The 16,376-nt window shown below is 61.9% G+C and carries 13 protein-coding genes and 2 pseudogenes; 8 read left to right on the top strand and 7 right to left on the bottom strand.

Going from position 1 to position 16,376, the window contains the following annotated elements; all coding sequences use genetic code 11:
• Nucleotides 1–126: 126 nt before the first annotated feature.
• Nucleotides 127–1,035: a LysR family transcriptional regulator gene (locus G3N62_RS03630; RefSeq protein ID WP_034187963.1), complete on the bottom strand. Its 909-nt coding sequence runs from the start codon at nucleotides 1,033–1,035 to the stop codon at nucleotides 127–129.
• Between the two features lie 99 nt (nucleotides 1,036–1,134).
• Here G3N62_RS03630 and G3N62_RS03625 point away from each other — a divergent pair, with 99 nt between their 5' ends.
• Together G3N62_RS03625 and G3N62_RS03620 are read left to right on the top strand one after the other, a co-directional pair.
• Nucleotides 1,135–1,527 carry a tautomerase family protein gene (locus tag G3N62_RS03625; RefSeq protein WP_124671174.1) on the top strand — a complete coding sequence of 131 codons (393 nt, stop codon included), beginning with the start codon at nucleotides 1,135–1,137 and terminating at the stop codon, nucleotides 1,525–1,527.
• A gap of 509 nt (nucleotides 1,528–2,036) precedes the next feature.
• Nucleotides 2,037–3,221 carry a GGDEF domain-containing protein gene (locus G3N62_RS03620; protein WP_059556722.1) on the top strand — a complete coding sequence of 395 codons (1,185 nt, stop codon included), beginning with the start codon at nucleotides 2,037–2,039 and terminating at the stop codon, nucleotides 3,219–3,221.
• 518 nt (nucleotides 3,222–3,739) lie between these two features.
• Here G3N62_RS03620 and G3N62_RS03615 read toward each other — a convergent pair.
• The 5 genes and pseudogenes from G3N62_RS03615 to G3N62_RS35820 form a co-directional block, all read right to left on the bottom strand.
• A complete protein-coding gene (locus G3N62_RS03615) occupies nucleotides 3,740–4,708 on the bottom strand; it encodes a dienelactone hydrolase family protein (protein WP_241012832.1) in 969 nt (322 codons plus the stop codon).
• Nucleotides 4,709–4,843: 135 nt separating this feature from the next.
• Nucleotides 4,844–5,267: pseudogene (locus G3N62_RS36370) on the bottom strand (hypothetical protein); the annotation flags it as partial.
• A 403-nt stretch (nucleotides 5,268–5,670) separates the two neighbouring features.
• A complete protein-coding gene (locus G3N62_RS03605; protein ID WP_034187966.1) occupies nucleotides 5,671–5,931 on the bottom strand; it encodes a GlsB/YeaQ/YmgE family stress response membrane protein in 261 nt (86 codons plus the stop codon).
• Nucleotides 5,932–5,937: 6 nt separating this feature from the next.
• Nucleotides 5,938–6,615, bottom strand: a complete 678-nt coding sequence (locus tag G3N62_RS03600; protein WP_034187967.1) for a YfdX family protein — start codon at nucleotides 6,613–6,615, stop codon at nucleotides 5,938–5,940.
• A gap of 322 nt (nucleotides 6,616–6,937) precedes the next feature.
• Nucleotides 6,938–7,115 (bottom strand): annotated as a pseudogene (locus G3N62_RS35820) (IS3 family transposase); the annotation flags it as partial.
• A 456-nt stretch (nucleotides 7,116–7,571) separates the two neighbouring features.
• On the opposite strand from G3N62_RS35820, the gene G3N62_RS03595 reads away from it, so the two are divergent.
• The 6 genes from G3N62_RS03595 to G3N62_RS03570 all read left to right on the top strand — a co-directional run bounded on the left by G3N62_RS03595 (nucleotide 7,572) and on the right by G3N62_RS03570 (nucleotide 14,145).
• Nucleotides 7,572–9,071: a HAMP domain-containing sensor histidine kinase gene (locus G3N62_RS03595; protein WP_311767580.1), complete on the top strand. Its 1,500-nt coding sequence runs from the start codon at nucleotides 7,572–7,574 to the stop codon at nucleotides 9,069–9,071.
• Nucleotides 9,053–10,432 carry a sigma-54 dependent transcriptional regulator gene (locus G3N62_RS03590; RefSeq protein WP_124671177.1) on the top strand — a complete coding sequence of 460 codons (1,380 nt, stop codon included), beginning with the start codon at nucleotides 9,053–9,055 and terminating at the stop codon, nucleotides 10,430–10,432. The genes G3N62_RS03595 and G3N62_RS03590 overlap by 19 nt, the downstream gene beginning before the upstream one ends.
• A 331-nt stretch (nucleotides 10,433–10,763) precedes the next feature.
• Entirely contained in the window at nucleotides 10,764–12,494 is a 1,731-nt protein-coding gene (locus tag G3N62_RS03585) for a methyl-accepting chemotaxis protein (protein WP_124608774.1), read from the top strand.
• Between the two features lie 34 nt (nucleotides 12,495–12,528).
• On the top strand, nucleotides 12,529–13,059 hold the full coding sequence (locus tag G3N62_RS03580) for a chemotaxis protein CheW (protein WP_124671178.1): 531 nt from the start codon (nucleotides 12,529–12,531) through the stop codon (nucleotides 13,057–13,059).
• Nucleotides 13,056–13,493: a hypothetical protein gene (locus G3N62_RS03575; RefSeq protein WP_051700970.1), complete on the top strand. Its 438-nt coding sequence runs from the start codon at nucleotides 13,056–13,058 to the stop codon at nucleotides 13,491–13,493. The genes G3N62_RS03580 and G3N62_RS03575 overlap by 4 nt, the downstream gene beginning before the upstream one ends.
• Before the next feature lie 382 nt (nucleotides 13,494–13,875).
• Nucleotides 13,876–14,145, top strand: coding sequence for a hypothetical protein (locus G3N62_RS03570; protein ID WP_034187971.1), 270 nt, complete (start codon nucleotides 13,876–13,878; stop codon nucleotides 14,143–14,145).
• Between the two features lie 209 nt (nucleotides 14,146–14,354).
• Here G3N62_RS03570 and G3N62_RS03565 read toward each other — a convergent pair whose 3' ends face one another.
• Nucleotides 14,355–15,923, bottom strand: coding sequence for a methyl-accepting chemotaxis protein (locus G3N62_RS03565; protein WP_069704618.1), 1,569 nt, complete (start codon nucleotides 15,921–15,923; stop codon nucleotides 14,355–14,357).
• Nucleotides 15,924–16,376 lie beyond the last annotated feature (453 nt).

The following is a 16,376-nucleotide window of genomic DNA, read 5'->3' as shown; positions in this document are numbered from 1 at the left end:
AGGATTCCAGGTGATTGATCGAACTCGTGCGGCATCGGCCTGTGCGTAGGCTGCCAGCCGATTCTGGCACCCGGCTCGCCGCCCTCGCCATGTCGGATAAGCAATGATTCCGGACACCGCGCGTCGCTACTGCCCAATGGCCTGTTGCTCGAAGGAGGCCGCCACCGACTCCGCGAGCACGTCGACCGCGCGCCGCAGATTGCCTAGCGCGCGCGGAAACACGAGCCACACGTCCAGCGCCAGCGCAAAGCCGCCGACCTCGACGACGCTGAGCTGCGAACGCCACGGGCTCGCGCGCAACACGTCCGTCGGCACGAGGCCAAGCCCGAGCCCGCTGGCCACGAGCCTGAGTTGCATGTCGGTTCCATAGGTGTCGATGCTCAATCGAAAGCGCTGCCCCCGATTGGCCATCGCACGCTCGAGCGCGGCGCGATAGCCGCAGCCGTCAGGGTTGAGTATCCACCCGTGGGCGGACAGCGCTTCCACCGTCGCGCGAGCATCGACGACCGGCTTCGACGCGCTCTGCACCACCTTCACATCGAATCTCGTGACGAGGCTGCAGCCGAAGTCCTCCGGCAGCGAAGCCCCCGCCGGCAACATCAGCAACGCGACGTCGAGCGATCCGTTTTCGACCATGCGCTGCAAACCGACGCTCCAGTCGGTAAGCAACCTCACGTCCAGCGCAGGAAACCGCGCCTTCATGGTCATGACGGCGTCGAACAGCACGATATCCGCGACGGCCTGCGGCAAGCCGAAGCGCAGCGTCCCCGACGGCGGAGAATCTTCCCGGGCAATGTCGTGAAGCTGGTTCAACGCGCGTAGAACCGGCACGGCCTGTTCGTAGACCCGGCTGGCAAGCGCCGTCGGCCGCGGCGGCTTGGCGTTTCTGTCGAACAACGTGGCACCCAGCCCCTCCTCGAGCCGCTGTATGCGCTTCGATATCGTCGATTGCGACACGCACAGCTGATCGGCCGCGCGGGTCAGCGAAGCCGCGTCGACTACCGCGATGAACGATTTCAGTTCTTCAATCATCATTCCGATTCGTCAACATTTCAATGAAAAACATTCGTTTGTGGAAACTTGTGCACTAGCCTACTCTCAAACGCAATCGCACACCAGTCCACGGAGAATGAAATGCCCCTCGTACGAATCAATCTGTCGAAAGACGCATCGCCCGAAGTCGTCAAGGCTGTCAGCGACACGGTCTACGAAGCGATGACCACGATCGCCAACGTCCCGGAGAACGACAAGTTCCAGATCATTTCGCGCCATGCGCCGGACGAGCTCGTCTATCCGGCCGACGGATATCTGGGCGTGACTTACACGTCCGGCATCGTGTTTATCCAGGTCACCTGGAACGCGGGGCGCACGATCGACGTGAAGAAGGCCTTCTACCGCGCCGTTGCGGACGGCATCCACGCGAAGGCCGGCGTGCGCAAGGAAGATGTGTGGATCAGCCTCGTTGACGTCGCGCGCGAAGACTGGTCGTTCGGCAACGGCGAGATGCAATACGCGCCGAAGGCGTAACTCCGCCGCCCCAACTCCTGCGTCACTCGCGCCATCGGACGGTCGGTCACGATGCGCTTTGCCGACATCACGCCGAGCGGCCAGCCGACCGTGTCGCCGGTATCGGCGGCGAGACGGCCTACTGGCCGGAGCACGCCCGGGTGTGCCGGGGATAGGGTCGAACCGGGCGTGATCACCGGCAACGCCAGCGCGATGGTTTCGCCGTTCCCTCCTCGATCGAGACGAACCCAATTCCCGGCCATCGAATCGAAACGTCATCCCCGAAAGCGAATCCAACCCGTTTCAGGATCAGTCAAGCAGCCTGGCGGCACAAATTTGACTCAACGTTCTGTTGGCTGCGCCGCAAAGTACTGCGATTGGACTTACAAGAACAGGAGGCCAGAACAGTTTTTGAAACGTAAGGATCGCCATTTCCCCGTCTATTCTCAAGAATTGTTAGTATCTGCCGTTATTGCAGGTTTGTCGGCAACCTCTTCCTCGTCGTGGCGGCGACGTGCTTTATAACGACGATGAAAGTCGATCTTGCTACCCTCTACCTTTTAGCGATCGGAACCTTGTTGGCCAGTTCCGCCATGACATATTGGGAGCACGTATCGCATCCCAAGCGCAGCAACGAACTGCGAATGCTGGCGGCCGGCTATGCGACGCTAGGGGTCGGTTGCGCGGTGGCTGCGTTTCGGCTTGAACTGCTGGGCTCCGCTGGCGCTGCTATAAGCAATCTCGTGATTCTGGGCGGCTATCTCCTGGTTTTGCACGCTGTGGCAATGTTCAACGGCCGGCGGCATCTCGCAAGCTCGATCGGTCTGCTTCTCTTGATGGGGCTTACATGGGCGGCGGCCGGTGCGCGCTGGCAGGCCGCAGTATGGCTCTATGCCAGCGCGATACCCATCGCGCTCGTTTCCGCAATGACAACCCTCGAACTGACACGACGTGACGCGATGCCGGCCGTTCAATCTCGACGCGTCGCTGTGGCGGTGACGGGAATCCATGCATTGTTCTACGCTGCCAGAGCCATTGTCCTGCCATGGCTGGTCTCGATTTTTGGGACGCAAGCATTGTCAATTTCGAGCAAAATCACGATGTACGAGGGTGTCCTCTATTCCGTCATTTTGCCGATGACGCTACTCCGGCTCACCCGGGAGGAAGTTCATGGCGAACTCCTGCAAGAGTCCCGTACGGATTACTTGACCCGCCTGGGAAATCGCAGGCTGTTTTTTGAAGAGGGAGAGCGAGTGATCGACGATTGCGCAATACGTCGACGCCCTGTCACGCTCCTTGCGTTTGATCTCGACCACTTCAAAAGAATTAACGATCGCTATGGTCACAAGGCCGGCGACGAGGTATTGAGGTCGTTCGCGAGCGTGGTTCGCGCCAGTACCGACGCGAATACGATTCTGGCGCGCATCGGCGGTGAAGAATTTGCTGCCCTGCTGCCTGACCACGATAGCCATCGCGCGAAAACAGTCGGAGAAATCATTGCGAGCCAGTTTGCCAGGATGGTTCACAGCGCCGACGGTCATCGAATTCAAGCAACCGTCAGCATTGGCCTGGCGACATCGAATTCGGAGATGATTGCACTCACCGATCTGCTCGCAGCTGCAGATCAAGCACTATATCTGGCCAAGTCCCAAGGTGGCAGTCAGCTGGTTCATCACGCCCGAGGACAAGAGCGCGACGAGACCGCACGTGCGTAGCATCGCGAATAAGTCAACTGTGAGCGATCGATAAACGACGCCCCTCGGTCATCAAACGCGCAAGAACGCTCTAATAGCTTTCGCCTCTCATTCTGGCTGACCAGGAGCAGTGACATGCGTTGGATAGTGCCTCTCGTACTGGCGATCGTATGTACGCTTTCCGCGCTGGCTGATTCGGCCGCTTTTAACGCAGGGGTAATCCGGCTCTGCCGCTTTCAATCCGGTGATCTTTTACCCTTACGCGTGAGCGTGAGGTTCCGTGGCAAGCGGGCCCGGTCACCGTTGAGGCGACGCGCGATGCTTCGCCTGTACCGGATGGCCGCTTCCCCGTTGTATTGATTTCACATGGGCGAGGCGGCGGTCCCCTCAGCCTCCGTGAATGAGCCAAGGCAACGGAATCGGCCGTGGCTACTAGTCGACTTTGAAGATAGACACTGCCGCTTTCAGGCTTTCCGCTTGGTCGGCCATCGACCACGCCGCGTTGCTTCCCTGGAGCAGGTCAGCTCAGTCTGGATGACTTATAGATTTGCGCGTAGGAACTCCACGACCTCATGGTCGATCTGGCGATGAATCTCCACACGATCGATCCCGGGCGCATCCTGACAGATCAGTGCCGCACTGGCGGCGACCGAGGCCGGACAAGGATCAATGAAAACGAAGTGGTTGCCTGGCACGATGTGGACTGCGGGCGGTGTGGGCAAGCCTGACACAACTCCAAGAGCGTTTCTCGCAGAACCAAGATAGCTGTCGTCCCGCGGTCGATAGAGCATCGTCGGTACGCGCACGGCGGACAAGCCAGATGCCTCGAACATCATCGCCAGCGGATCCATCAGCACCAAGGCCTTCAGGCGGCGATCAACGGGCGGTTGCCAAGCTACCAGGTCAGCGGGTACGGCCGCTTTGCCTTGGGTGCCGTGCGCACCATTGCTGGTTGCTGGACGCGGACACGATCCCGGATCATCGTGATCTGCGCAGTACGCACCGGCATACGCAAAATCGGGTTTCGCTCCGGCCAGAATCAGCGCAGTGTAGCCACCGGCTGAGTATCCGATCATGCCAATTCGGCCGACATCGGCGCTCGCGGAAAACCGTGGATCCGCGAGGACTGCATTGAGCGCGGCCTCTGCCTGCCGGGGGCGATCAATCAGAATCTGGGCTTGGGACGGCGCTCGGGGATAGCCTGAAGCGTCCCCAACGTGCGTCGGCAAGACGACGATAAATCCGGCGCGAGCCAGAGTTGTGGCCAATTCACGGTGGCTGAAGGGACCGCCGCCTCGTCCATGTGAAATCAATACAACGGGGAAACGGCCATCCGGTACAGGCGAAGCATCGCGCGTCGCCTCAACAGTGAACGGGCCCGCTTGCCACGGAACCTCGCGCTCACGCGTAGGGTAAAAGATCACCGTGTTGAAAGGGGCAGCTTCGTTCACCCCCGTGAGCCGGATTATCCCTGCGTTAAAAGCGGCCGGATCAGCCAGCGCGGACATACATACGATCGCCAGTACGAGAGGCACTATCCAACGCATGTCACTACTCCCCTGGTCAACCAGAATGAGAGGCGAAGGATATCAGAGCGTTCTTACACGTTTGATGACCGAGGGGCGTCGTTTATCGATCGCTTACGATCGGACGATCTCCTCCATTGTCGCTCCAGCGTTCGAAACCGGATTTGAACCCGCAGCGACGTGAGATACCGATGTTCCGATGAGCTCGTTGATTTCCTTCGCCGCTACCGCACTTCGTTGTGCCAAGGTTCGGACTTCACCTGCGACAACCGCGACGCCTCGTCCCTGCTCATCCGCACGCGCCGCGTCGACCGCTGCGTTGAGCGCAAGGAATGCCGTCGGCTTCCTGTGCCATATCTTGCTGGGCAGTGAGCAACGCCAGATTCCGGATGGCGATTGCGCGATCCTGTATTGATGAGCATAGTGGGTTTGCCAACCGTGCTTCCGTATTGCTTACTCGCGTAATAGCGTCAAGTTGATGGTTCAATTGCCACATTCCGTAAAACGCGGTCACGGCGATTGCCACCGGTAGGACCGTCAATAACCCGAATCCGATAGTCAGGCGGCTAGATCCTTACCTATTTCTCATAGAGGTTCCCGAGGCGATGATGAATGGTCCATACAAGTTGTTTACGACAAAATGCAAACTTGCGGAAGGGAACTCGTGATCGACGGCATTGGGAACCCCGTGCTCCATCGCGTGGGGCCGTCATCGGCGATCTGCGTGCGGCTCCGGACGCGCGATTCCGATGCCGCGGGGCGCACAGCAGAAAATGCCGGAGCCACCTCTACAAACGCCGCGCGCGTACTTTTAGGAGGGGAACTTGAAGGCGCATGCAGGATTCTCGCCCTGTAACATCCTCAGTTGCCTGACGATCGTCGGTTGCAGCGCGGCGCGCGACGACAATCGGTGTATCGAGCGTATCAGCCGCTTGCGCGTCAGACTAGGTCTTGCGCAATTGACGCATTGCGGCGAGTGCGACGAGCGCACCCGCCGTGGAGGTGACAATGTCGAGAAACACGCTGTTGGCTACCGATAAATCTAGGACATGAGCAATACCTGAGACCACGCATGCGCCCATGACGCCCAGAACGATATCGCGAATGATCTGGTACGGGCGTCCACGCCAGACCACCCCGGCAAAGCAGCCTGACGCACCGCCGATGAGAATCCACGTCAGCAGGCTATGGGAGGTATCGCTCACGATGGTTTATCCGCGGGTGGCCGGCACGGCATTAATATCGAGTTGATCGAAGCGCTGGCTGTCCTGCACGTGGTGCAGGACGACACCTGCTTCGTAATACTTGCCCGCGTTCAGCAGTGCCGACGCCTGATCGATACGCTCGGCGGTTTGGTCGAGTGGAACGACGTCGACGGTATAGGCGACATTGACGTCAGCAAGTTTCAGCGCCTTGATCGCCCCTTCGCGGTCCCCCTTCTTCAAGGCCGCGTTGGCGTTGGCGACTGCCTTGGCCTTGACCGGCTGGGCGGTAAAGTCATCCAGTACGGTCATGTCACCGCCGACCGGCAGCCATGCCGTAGCCTGATTGCTCGTAGCCGTGTTGGCGTGTGCACCGGCGGCGTCGCTCAGCGTCGATTCGGCCTTCATGAAGGCCGAGTTGTCGGACTTCGCCGCCTGCATGGCCGTCTTGGCGTCGGCCAGCAGATGGGTGGCCGCCTCAGGATGGCCGTCGAAGAGCGCAGATCGGGCAATCATGACGTCAATCATGGCCCGATTCCCGGCATGCGACAGTTTCGTGAAATCCTGGTTGACGGCCTTTGCCTGGGTGACGGCCGCGACCGCATAGCCGGCAGGCACAGTGCCGCAGACCAGCAATGCGACCGACATCACGCAGAAGGCTACTTTCTTTCTGTTCAGGGTGGACATGTCGAATTCTCCTTCTCTGATCGTTGTTGTTCCCGTAGGGCTGACTGGACATCACGCAGTTGCATCATTCACGCGCCCTGAACACAAGATACGAAGGCGGACTTAAAAGAAACTTAACCCTGGCGGTCAACACGAGATTTCACCAACCCATCTGGCGCGCAGTGGGAAGCCTCTCGATGGAAATCAACACATGAGTTGATTCGGATTCCGCAGAATGGAGGGCGTCATGTCCCGGTGGATGCGCGGAGCATGTTCCATCCTGACGAGATCTTTACCGAGGCCGGCCTGAAAAAATGGAACCGACAGACTCCCTCGTCCCATTAACGTTGCGCTCCACGGCCTTCAGCCGTTCGCGTTCGTCAGTGGTCACGCCATCACGATCGCCATGATCGACCTGGTTTGCCCAATGCGAGCGTCGTCTGCGCCGTACAGCCCATCATCGGCGCCATTGACTCGACCGCCGCTCGCGTCGACGAATGTTCGCTACGCTGCTCGCGCAAACTTGCCGAGGTGGAACTTCCACACGCGCGGCGTGCCGGTGCGGACGCGGGACCGCATTGCTTTTTATTGATCGCGCACATACGCAAACGATTGCGCACAGGACGAAAATAAAACGTTTCTGTACCATTCAGATAATAAGGATCACTTCCGGATACGACCACGAACCGGTCTGACACATTGATTTCACAGCCGGAACGTGTCGCGTTTCAGAAGCTGTTGTCTGACAAAACCTGCCAACCGAGCGATGCGAGTGCGTGCGTACCGCATACATCGCATGCTTCAAACAAGAATGGCCCGCCACATCGTCCCCACGGCCACCCCATTATTCTCGACCGAACGTCGACGCAGACGCGAACGCGATTGCCCTGCATTGTGCAGACCATTTCCATGAGCACCGACGTAGCACCGTTCCACGCAAGACCATGCCGCTAGTCAGACCGAGGTTTTCAACGCAATTGTCGCTACTCAGGGCACTTGCCGCGGCGTTGTGCGCATCGCTGGTCGCAATCGTCTGGTTAATGGCCAGTTGCACCGAAGGCCACCGGATCGCATCCGCCAGGCAGCGCGCGAGCGACGCGTGCGACGCGATTGCTTCCCACTACACGCTGTCGTTACCTCACGCGACGGAGCCGAGCGTTCAACTGTTGCGCGACGTACTCAACGCGGCCCTTGCCGCATCCGCGGGTATCGAAGGGGGCTTCTGGCACGCTGGCGCGTTGCATTCCGCGCCGTCGGCGAATGCGCCCGAGCGTGCCGGTGGATTTCTGGCTTACGCGTTTCCGTCGTACCCCGGCAGCGGCATCAAGCGCGACATTCCGGAAGCGGAAACGCCGCTGATCCTGAGCGCGCTCTCGGCAGCGTCCACCGGCGTGCGCTCCGCCGCCGAAATAGCGGGAAGGCACCACGACGCAGTCGTCGCGATCGCGTGCCCCGTGAACGGACATACCGGGCTCTATGCATGGACCCTTGTGCGCGCGCAATCGATGTTGGTCCGTCTGGGCGACGCCATCGTAGCAACGTTTGCCGTCGTTCTGGCGCTTCTGTTCGCCGTTTCCCTGTATCTCGCCTTCGCACTGCGCGCATGGCGCGACAAACTCGTGCGGCTCGACACGGCGCTCTCGAACGACGACGCCGATTCCGCCGGCAGCATCCCCTGCCCGGGCGAGCCGGAACTGGATCGGATCGCGCATGCATTCAACCGCTGTACTGCGCGTACCCGCAATGCTCGCGAACACGCGAGCGAACTGGAAATACGCCTCGCGCAAGCACATCGTGTCGCGCTGCTCGGCACACTGGCCGCCGAGGTTGCGCATGAAATTCGCAATCCGGCTGGCGCGATGCGATTGAAAGCCGAGAACGCGCTGGCCGGCGATGCCTGCCGGCAGCAATCGGCGCTGCGCTCGATACTCGGCCAGATCGAGCGCATCGAAATCCAGGTGTCCAGGCTCCTGGCGCTCACCCAGCCCGTTACGCCGCGCCTGGAGCCGGTCGATCCGGCCACGTGGCTTTCGGAAAGCGTGCAGACACACGACGAGCTCGCGCGCGGCAAGAATGTCGCGCTGACGGTGGCCTGCAATATGCCGACGGCCTCCACCAGCGACACGACCGATCGCCCCGTATTCGACCCTGCCCAGATGCGTCGTGCGCTCGACAATCTGATCGTCAATTCGCTGGCGCACGTTCGCCCGGGCGGCAAGGTTCACGTCGAGGCCAGCCGCCGCGCTTCACCATGCGGCGCACGCTTCGTGCTCGAAGTCGCCGACGACGGCCCCGGCGTTGCCGAAGCCGAGCGCGCGCGCATCTTCGAGCCCTTCGTCAGCGCGCGGCCCGGCGGCTGCGGGCTCGGTCTCACCCTGGTTCGAGAGATCGCAGCGTCGCACGGCGGCAACGCCTGTCACGCCGCCACCCCTACTACTTGCTTTGTCATCGATATCCCATGGCGACCATCCTGCTGATCGACGACGACGATGCCTTCTGCGAAGGATTGTCTGAAACGCTGACCGATCTGGGTCACGAAACCCTATGCGCCGGCACGGGCGAGCACGCGCTCGCCCGCGTCGACCGAGGTCTGCAACCCGCCTGCATATTCCTCGACATCCGGTTGCCCGACATGGACGGCATTGCCGTGCTCGCGAAACTGCGGCGCATCCCTCGACTCGCGACGGTCCCCGTGGTGGTACTGACCGCCTATGCCCGTAGCGGCAACACGATCGCCGCCATGCGCCTCGGCGCATTCGACCACCTGACGAAGCCGGTCGGCCGCGACGATATCGCGAGCCTGCTCGAGCGGATCTTCGCGGCCCATCCTCTGTCCGATGCCGCTCCCCATGCGCAGGCGAACGTCGACGCGTTCGACGAACCTGCCGGTGCGGAGCCGCGCTTGCTCGGCATCAGCGCGGCGATGCGCGAAGTACAGAAATGTATCGGCCGCGCGGCAGCGTCGGACGCGACCGTTCTCATCACCGGGGAAACGGGAACCGGCAAGGAAGTCGCGGCCAGGGTGCTCCACGTCGAGTCGTCGCGTAGCGCCGGCCCGTTCGTTGCCGTGAATTGCGCGGCGATTCCTCATGAGCTGCTCGAAAGCGAGCTTTTCGGCCATTGCAAAGGTGCCTTCACGGGCGCCACGGCCGCCCGGACCGGCCGAATCGTCGAAGCCGATGGCGGCACGCTTTTTCTGGATGAGGTCGGCGACATGGCGACCTCCATGCAAGCCAAGCTGCTGCGGGTGCTGCAGGAACAGCAAGTCACCCCACTCGGCGTCAACCGGTCCATTTCGGTGAACGTCCGCGTGATTGCGGCAACCCATCGGGACCTGCGGACCATGGTCGCGAACGGAACGTTTCGCGAAGACCTGCTTTACCGACTCAACGTCATCCCCATTCATCTGCCGCCGCTGCGCGAGCGGCTGGCCGACATCCTGCCGCTCGCCGTCCATTTTCTCGACACGACGTCGGCCTCGACTACGACGAAGCGGCTGTCCGTGCAGGCGGAGCGCCGCCTGATCGCGTATGCGTGGCCGGGCAACGTACGCGAACTGCGCAACGCGATCGCGCGCGTGAATGCGCTCGCGCCCGGCGCCGTCGTCACCGGATGCGATCTCGCGTTCCTCGACGAACCGGGTGTTCCTTCGCGCGACGCGCTGCTGCCTGCCGCGATGCTCAATCGTCCGCTGTCGGAAGCACTCGCCGCCGTCGAGCGCGAGATGATCCTGCGCACGCTCGGACTCACCGGCGACAATCGCGCGGAAGCAGCGAAGCGGCTCGGCATCAGCCGCCAGTCGCTGTACACGCGCATGGCACACCTCGACATCGGCTAGCGTCGGATTGCCGGACACGCGTGTCCGGATGCGTTGACAGTCTCGCTGCCGCGCTGCCCGCAAAGCCTTGTCCGACAGTCCCCTTTATGTGGCACACCGCTTGCATGTATTGCCCGGAGCGATCTCGCGGATCGCACCGGGCAGGCGGCGCTCATCCTTCGCGAAACAGCACGCGAAGACATCGAAGCCGGTACCGGTCCCTGCGTGATCGTGATTTCAACGACGGGACGCGGATGAGCGTCGACGCATGTCGATGCCTTCCCGACCCGACGTTCATAACAAGCACAACGACAACCGCTCGACCAGGGCAAACGACAGGGGAAGACTAAACATGAGCTTCGGACAATTGACCGTGCGAGCGAAACTCGCGCTGACCTTCGGCATGATGGCCGCGCTGGTGGTTCTGGTTTCGGTGATCGCACTCGGTGCGCTCGGGGATGCGAACGACAGTTTCGCCAACTACGTCGACGGTGCGCGTGCGCGCGCGGAGTTGACCGAAAAAGTTCGTGCGGCGGTACTTCGTCGCGCGGTCGCCGTCCGTAATCTGGTGCTCGTGACGAAGCCCGACGATATCGAAGCCGAACGCGTTGCGATGACGCAGGCGCACGACGAAGTGCAGGCACGGCTTCGCCAGCTGAACGAAGCCATCGCCACCAACCCCGACGTGACGGCGAAAGGCCGCGCGCTGGTGGCCGAGATCAACCGCATCGAGTCGCGATACGGCCCGGTGGCCGTCGCGATCGGCGACGCTGCGTTGCACGGCCAGCGAGACCAGGCGATCGCGATGATCGACGATCAATGCCGGCCGCTACTGAAGGAACTCGTCGCAGCAGCCGACACCTACGCCGGCTTCGCAAGCAATCGGGCGGCCGAAAGCAAGCAGGCGTCCGCGCAACAGTACGACAGACACCGCGCGCTGCTGATCGGCATCTGTCTCGCCGCCGTCGCCGCCGCCGTCGTTGCGGCGCTCCTGATCACGCGCAGCATCACGCGCGCACTCGGCGCGGAACCCGGCGCCCTGAGCGACATCACACGCCGCGTCGCGGCGGGCGACCTCGGCACCGTGGACGGCGCCGCGGCCGCGCCGCAGGGCAGCGTGCTGGCATCGATGGGCGAGATGCAGGCGAGCCTCGTCCGGCTGATCGGGCAAGTCCGTACCGCCGCGGACAGCATCGCGACGGGATCCAGCCAGATCGCGTCCGGCAACCAGGACCTGTCGTCCCGCACGGAGCAACAGGCGGCGTCGCTGCAGGAGACGGCATCGAGCATGGAACAGCTCACCGCTACCGTGCGTCAGAACGCGGAGAGCGCGCAACAGGCGAGCGCCCTGGCCAACGGTGCGTCGGACGTCGCGCACAAAGGCAGCGCGGTGGTGAGCCAGGTCGTGGAAACCATGACCGACATCAGCGACAGCTCGTCGAAGATAGCCGAGATCACCGGGATCATCGAGGGCATCGCGTTCCAGACCAACATTCTCGCGCTGAACGCCGCCGTGGAAGCTGCCCGCGCGGGCGAACAGGGTCGCGGCTTCGCCGTCGTGGCGAGCGAAGTGAGAAGCCTCGCGCAGCGTTCATCGAGTGCAGCCAAGGAAATCAAGGCGTTGATCGGCGCATCCGTCCAGAAGATTCGGGACGGCTCGCGTTTTGCCGACGATGCGGGCCATACGATGGCCGACGTGACGAAGGCCGTGGCACGCGTGACAGACATCATGGGTGAAATCGCCGCGGCCTCCTCCGAACAAAGTCGCGGGATCGAACAGGTCAACATCGCGATCACACAGATGGACGAAGTTACGCAACAGAACGCGGCACTGGTGGAAGAAGCGGCGGCCGCGTCGAAGTCGCTCGAAGATCAGGGCCATCGATTGACCGAGGCCGTCTCGTTCTTCCGTGTCGGGTCCGTGGATAGCCATGCCTACGATCAGCCGGCGACGCGCCGGGGTGCGGCCACCACGGCGGCCGTGTCACGGCCGGTGCGACCGGGCCGCACGCCCGTGACGGAGGCAAGCGCGCCGTCACCCCGTGCCGCGATGGACGCGGCAGCAGACTGGACCGCCTTTTGATACGGCACTAACCATCCATTTTCTGGAGCATGACATGACGGAAGCAGTTGAAATCGCGGAGAGCGTACCCGTACGCGAAAGCGCCGGCGACGCGACCAAGCAGGTATTTGTCGCTTTCGTGCTCGGCGACGACGAATACGGCATCGATATCATGAGTGTCCGCGAAATTCGCCCCTATGTAGAACCGACGCCCGCCGCCGATGCGCCGCCGTTCGTCAAAGGCACGATCAACCTGCGCGGCCTCGTCATGCCGATCGTCGACCTGCGCACGACGTTCTCGCTGGACCCGATCAGCGACACCGTACCGACCGCCATCATCGTACTCGACGGTGCGGAACAGGCGATCGGTTTGATCGTCGACTCGGTGAGCGGCGTGGTCGATATCGATCTCTCCGCTCGCCGTCCCGCGCCGGAGGTCGGGACCGCGATGCAAACGGAATGCGTCACGGGCCTCGCCATCCATGAAGGGGACGACGGCGAACAAATGCTGACCCTGCTCGACATCGATCGACTGATGGAAACGATCGATGTCGGCGCGCGCCGGAACCGGCCGAGCGAAGCTTGATCGACATTCAAACGATGACGAAGGACACGCAACGGCCGCCGGTATGGCGGCCCATCGAGTTTTTGCCGATCCTGTTTTATCTGGTCGACATTCAAGTGGACGAAGCGCGGGCGACCTTCGACAAATTGACCCGGCACACGACGGAAGGACGCATGGCCGATCCTGCGATGCGCGAGCGAGTCACGCATTACTACATCGGGCAACGGAAGCTGTTGCCGATTCAATACGAGCAATTCATGCGTTGGCAATGGGAAGCCACGACTACGGAGCAACGGGAAATGCTCAGGCGGATCGGCGAGCGCGCCGACCACCTCGCCGCGCTGTACGATTCGATCATCGCGTGGCTCGACGAATCGTCCCGGGCAACATCCGGCGTCAAGCAGCCGAACGATTCGTCGACGTTCGCCCGACCTCGATTCGAGCCGGCGCCATGAGCCTATGCGCACTGGCTTTGCGAAAACCCGCCGTGCGAATGAACGGTATCGGCGATGTAACCGGCATCGCCTCCCTTTCCAAACTATTTCGGTTGATTGACGGCAATAAAACAATACCCACATCAACCTCGATCGGCGTCTAATTCGTTGACGCCGGTGTATCGATTGATTGACACATCTGATTGTTCGCTGTTGGGAGTGCCTTTGTCCGGCATAGGCCTTGACGTGGCACGTCGCTTGCATGTTTCGCGCGAACAGGAAGCGGCCCATGCAACGGTGGACGTAGTCGAAAGCGGACCGGATAGCGCGGCATGCTCGCCTGACCGTCACGCTGCCCCTATGCGCGGCGACATACCGTATGGTCTTCAAACAGGTGCCAAGGATGAACATGCTACCGATCGAGAGCACGCTGCCCGTTTTGACGGATGCGGGCACGCTGCAATTTTCCGCTTATGGATTCGGTTGGGGATATCGCTCGTTTTCGTTATTGCGCGAGACCGTCCGCACCTGCCTCGGCGCCCGGGATACGAGCGAACAGCAGATTCGGCTGGCCTTCGAACTGAATCGGCATCGGATCCTTCGCGCGGTTGGACCGTTCTCGGCGATACCGTATCAAGGCGAGACGATTCCCGTTCCGGTCGAGAACCTGTAGAAAGCTTGCGCAGACATTCATCCACGCTTGAAGAGGGGCGAAACGACATGCGGGCATGACGTGGTCGCCACACGGAAGCGCGATACGGCCGGCGCTCGGTTCACCGAACATCCTGCGACAAACTGCCTCGATCCACGAAAGCATCGCCACGCGAGCGACTCGGCGCCTCGCGCATCGACTTCGAGTGGAGCACCGGGATTCGGGGGGCGTCAGTGCGCGAGCGCGCGACCGATCCTGAATACCCCGACCACCTCGCGCAGCGTGGTCGCCTGCTGCGCCATCGCCTGCGCGGCCGCCGATGCCTGCTCCACGAGCGCCGCGTTCTGCTGCGTGACCGAGTCCATCTGGCCCACGGCGACGTTGACCTGCTCGATACCCGTTCCCTGTTCGTCCGACGCCGATGCGATTTCATTCATGATGTCGGTCACTCGCCGCACGGACTGCACGATCTCCGACATGGTGGCGCCCGCGCGTTCGACCTGCTGCGACCCTTGGGCCACGCTTTCCACCGAACCCGTGATGAGATCCTTGACTTCCTTGGCCGCGTTCGCGCTGCGTTGCGCCAACGTGCGCACTTCGCCGGCCACCACCGCAAATCCGCGCCCCTGCTCGCCCGCACGCGCGGCCTCGACTGCCGCATTCAGCGCGAGGATGTTCGTCTGGAACGCAATCCCCTCGATCACGGCGATGATTTCGGCAACCTTGCCCGAACTGCTCGAAATGGCGCGCATGGAGTCGACCACCTGGTTCACCACTTCGCCGCCGCGCATCGCGACCTCGCACGCGCTGCCCGCGAGCGCATTCGCCTGCCGGGCGTTTTCCGTATTCTGACGAACCGTCGCGGTCAACTGCTCCATGCTGGCCGCCGTTTCCTCGAGCGAAGCCGCCTGCTCCTCCGTTCGCTGCGAGAGATCCAGGTTACCTTGCGCGATTTCGCCAGCCGAAGTCGTGATCGATTCCGCGGTCGACTGGATTTCCGACACGATGCCGCTCAGTTGCCGCCGCATCGATTCGAGCGACGCCATCAGGCTGCCGCGATCGTTCGGCGCGACCGGCACAGGTGCTTCGAGATTGCCTTCGGCAATACGCCCGGCCACGACCGCGGCGTCGGCGGGCTCGCCCCCCAGCGACCGCATGATTCCGCGCGTGATGACGGTTCCCAGCACGATCGAGAGGACGACGGTGATGACGCCTGCTGCCGCCAGCGTCAACTTGGTCAACGCAGTCAAGCTAGCCACTTCCCCTGAGCGCTGATCGAGCAGCGACTGCTCGGCCTCGTTCAGCTCGGCGGCCACGGCTCGATAGCGATCCATGAACTGCTTGTCGTTGCCCTGCTTGAAGTAGTCGATCAGCACGTTGGCCGGCTGCGTACCGGCATTGACGTCACGCCGCATCGCGATCAGCTTGTCATCGATCTCCGCCACCTTCCGATGCATGTCGCGCAGTGTCTCGAGACGACGCTGCTGCGCCGCGTTGTCCGCGGTGAGGCCGCGAACGACATCGAGCGACGCGGCGAACTGCTTGACGCCTGCCTTGTAGGGCTCCAGAAACCGGTCATCCCCCGAGGCCACGTAGCCGCGCACGCCCGTCTCCATGTTGACCATGCTGGTCAGCATGTCGTCGTTCGCTCGCAAGACCTGGTAACTATGAACGTTCCAGCCGTTCGCCTGATTCAGCTTCAGAAAATTGACGATCGAGATCGCGCTGCCGATCAACGATATAAGTACGACGATACCGAATGCAACGCCCAGCTTCCTGCCGACTGTCATGGAACCCATGCTTGCTTCCCCCCGTGTGTTGTTGTTCGTTATGTCGGCACGCAAGCAAACTTCCTGTAACTCATGCATTCCTCGCCTGAGGAAACCTTTCGCGAGATGGTCGGATATATCGGTCGGCTTGCCCTGACACGCTTGCGCCTCAGGTGACTATCCGTCCTCGCAAACGATCACGGGCGTATTATCTTTTTATCGATTGCCGCGAAAAACGTCGCGTCGGCCGTGATGAAAATGCAGGACGCCCTCGTCACCGGGGAAACGGGAAACAGCAGCGCGGTCGCATCGTCGCGTACCGCGACGAGTACGGATTTCCATACATCGGTGTCACGAACCGTTGACACATGGGTTTCAGCCCTGCCGGCCAACCCTTGCCTGATCGCAGCGGACCCGATGGCATACCGATTGCATGTATTGCGCGGTCGATGTCCAGCCAGTGGCTCAATACCGGCGCGCGCA

Source organism: Burkholderia sp. Tr-20355, assembly GCF_017104685.1.
Classification (GTDB): Bacteria; Pseudomonadota; Gammaproteobacteria; order Burkholderiales; family Burkholderiaceae; genus Burkholderia; species Burkholderia seminalis.
Note: the sequence above shows the minus strand (reverse complement) of the source record. Positions and strands in the feature narration are given on the sequence as shown.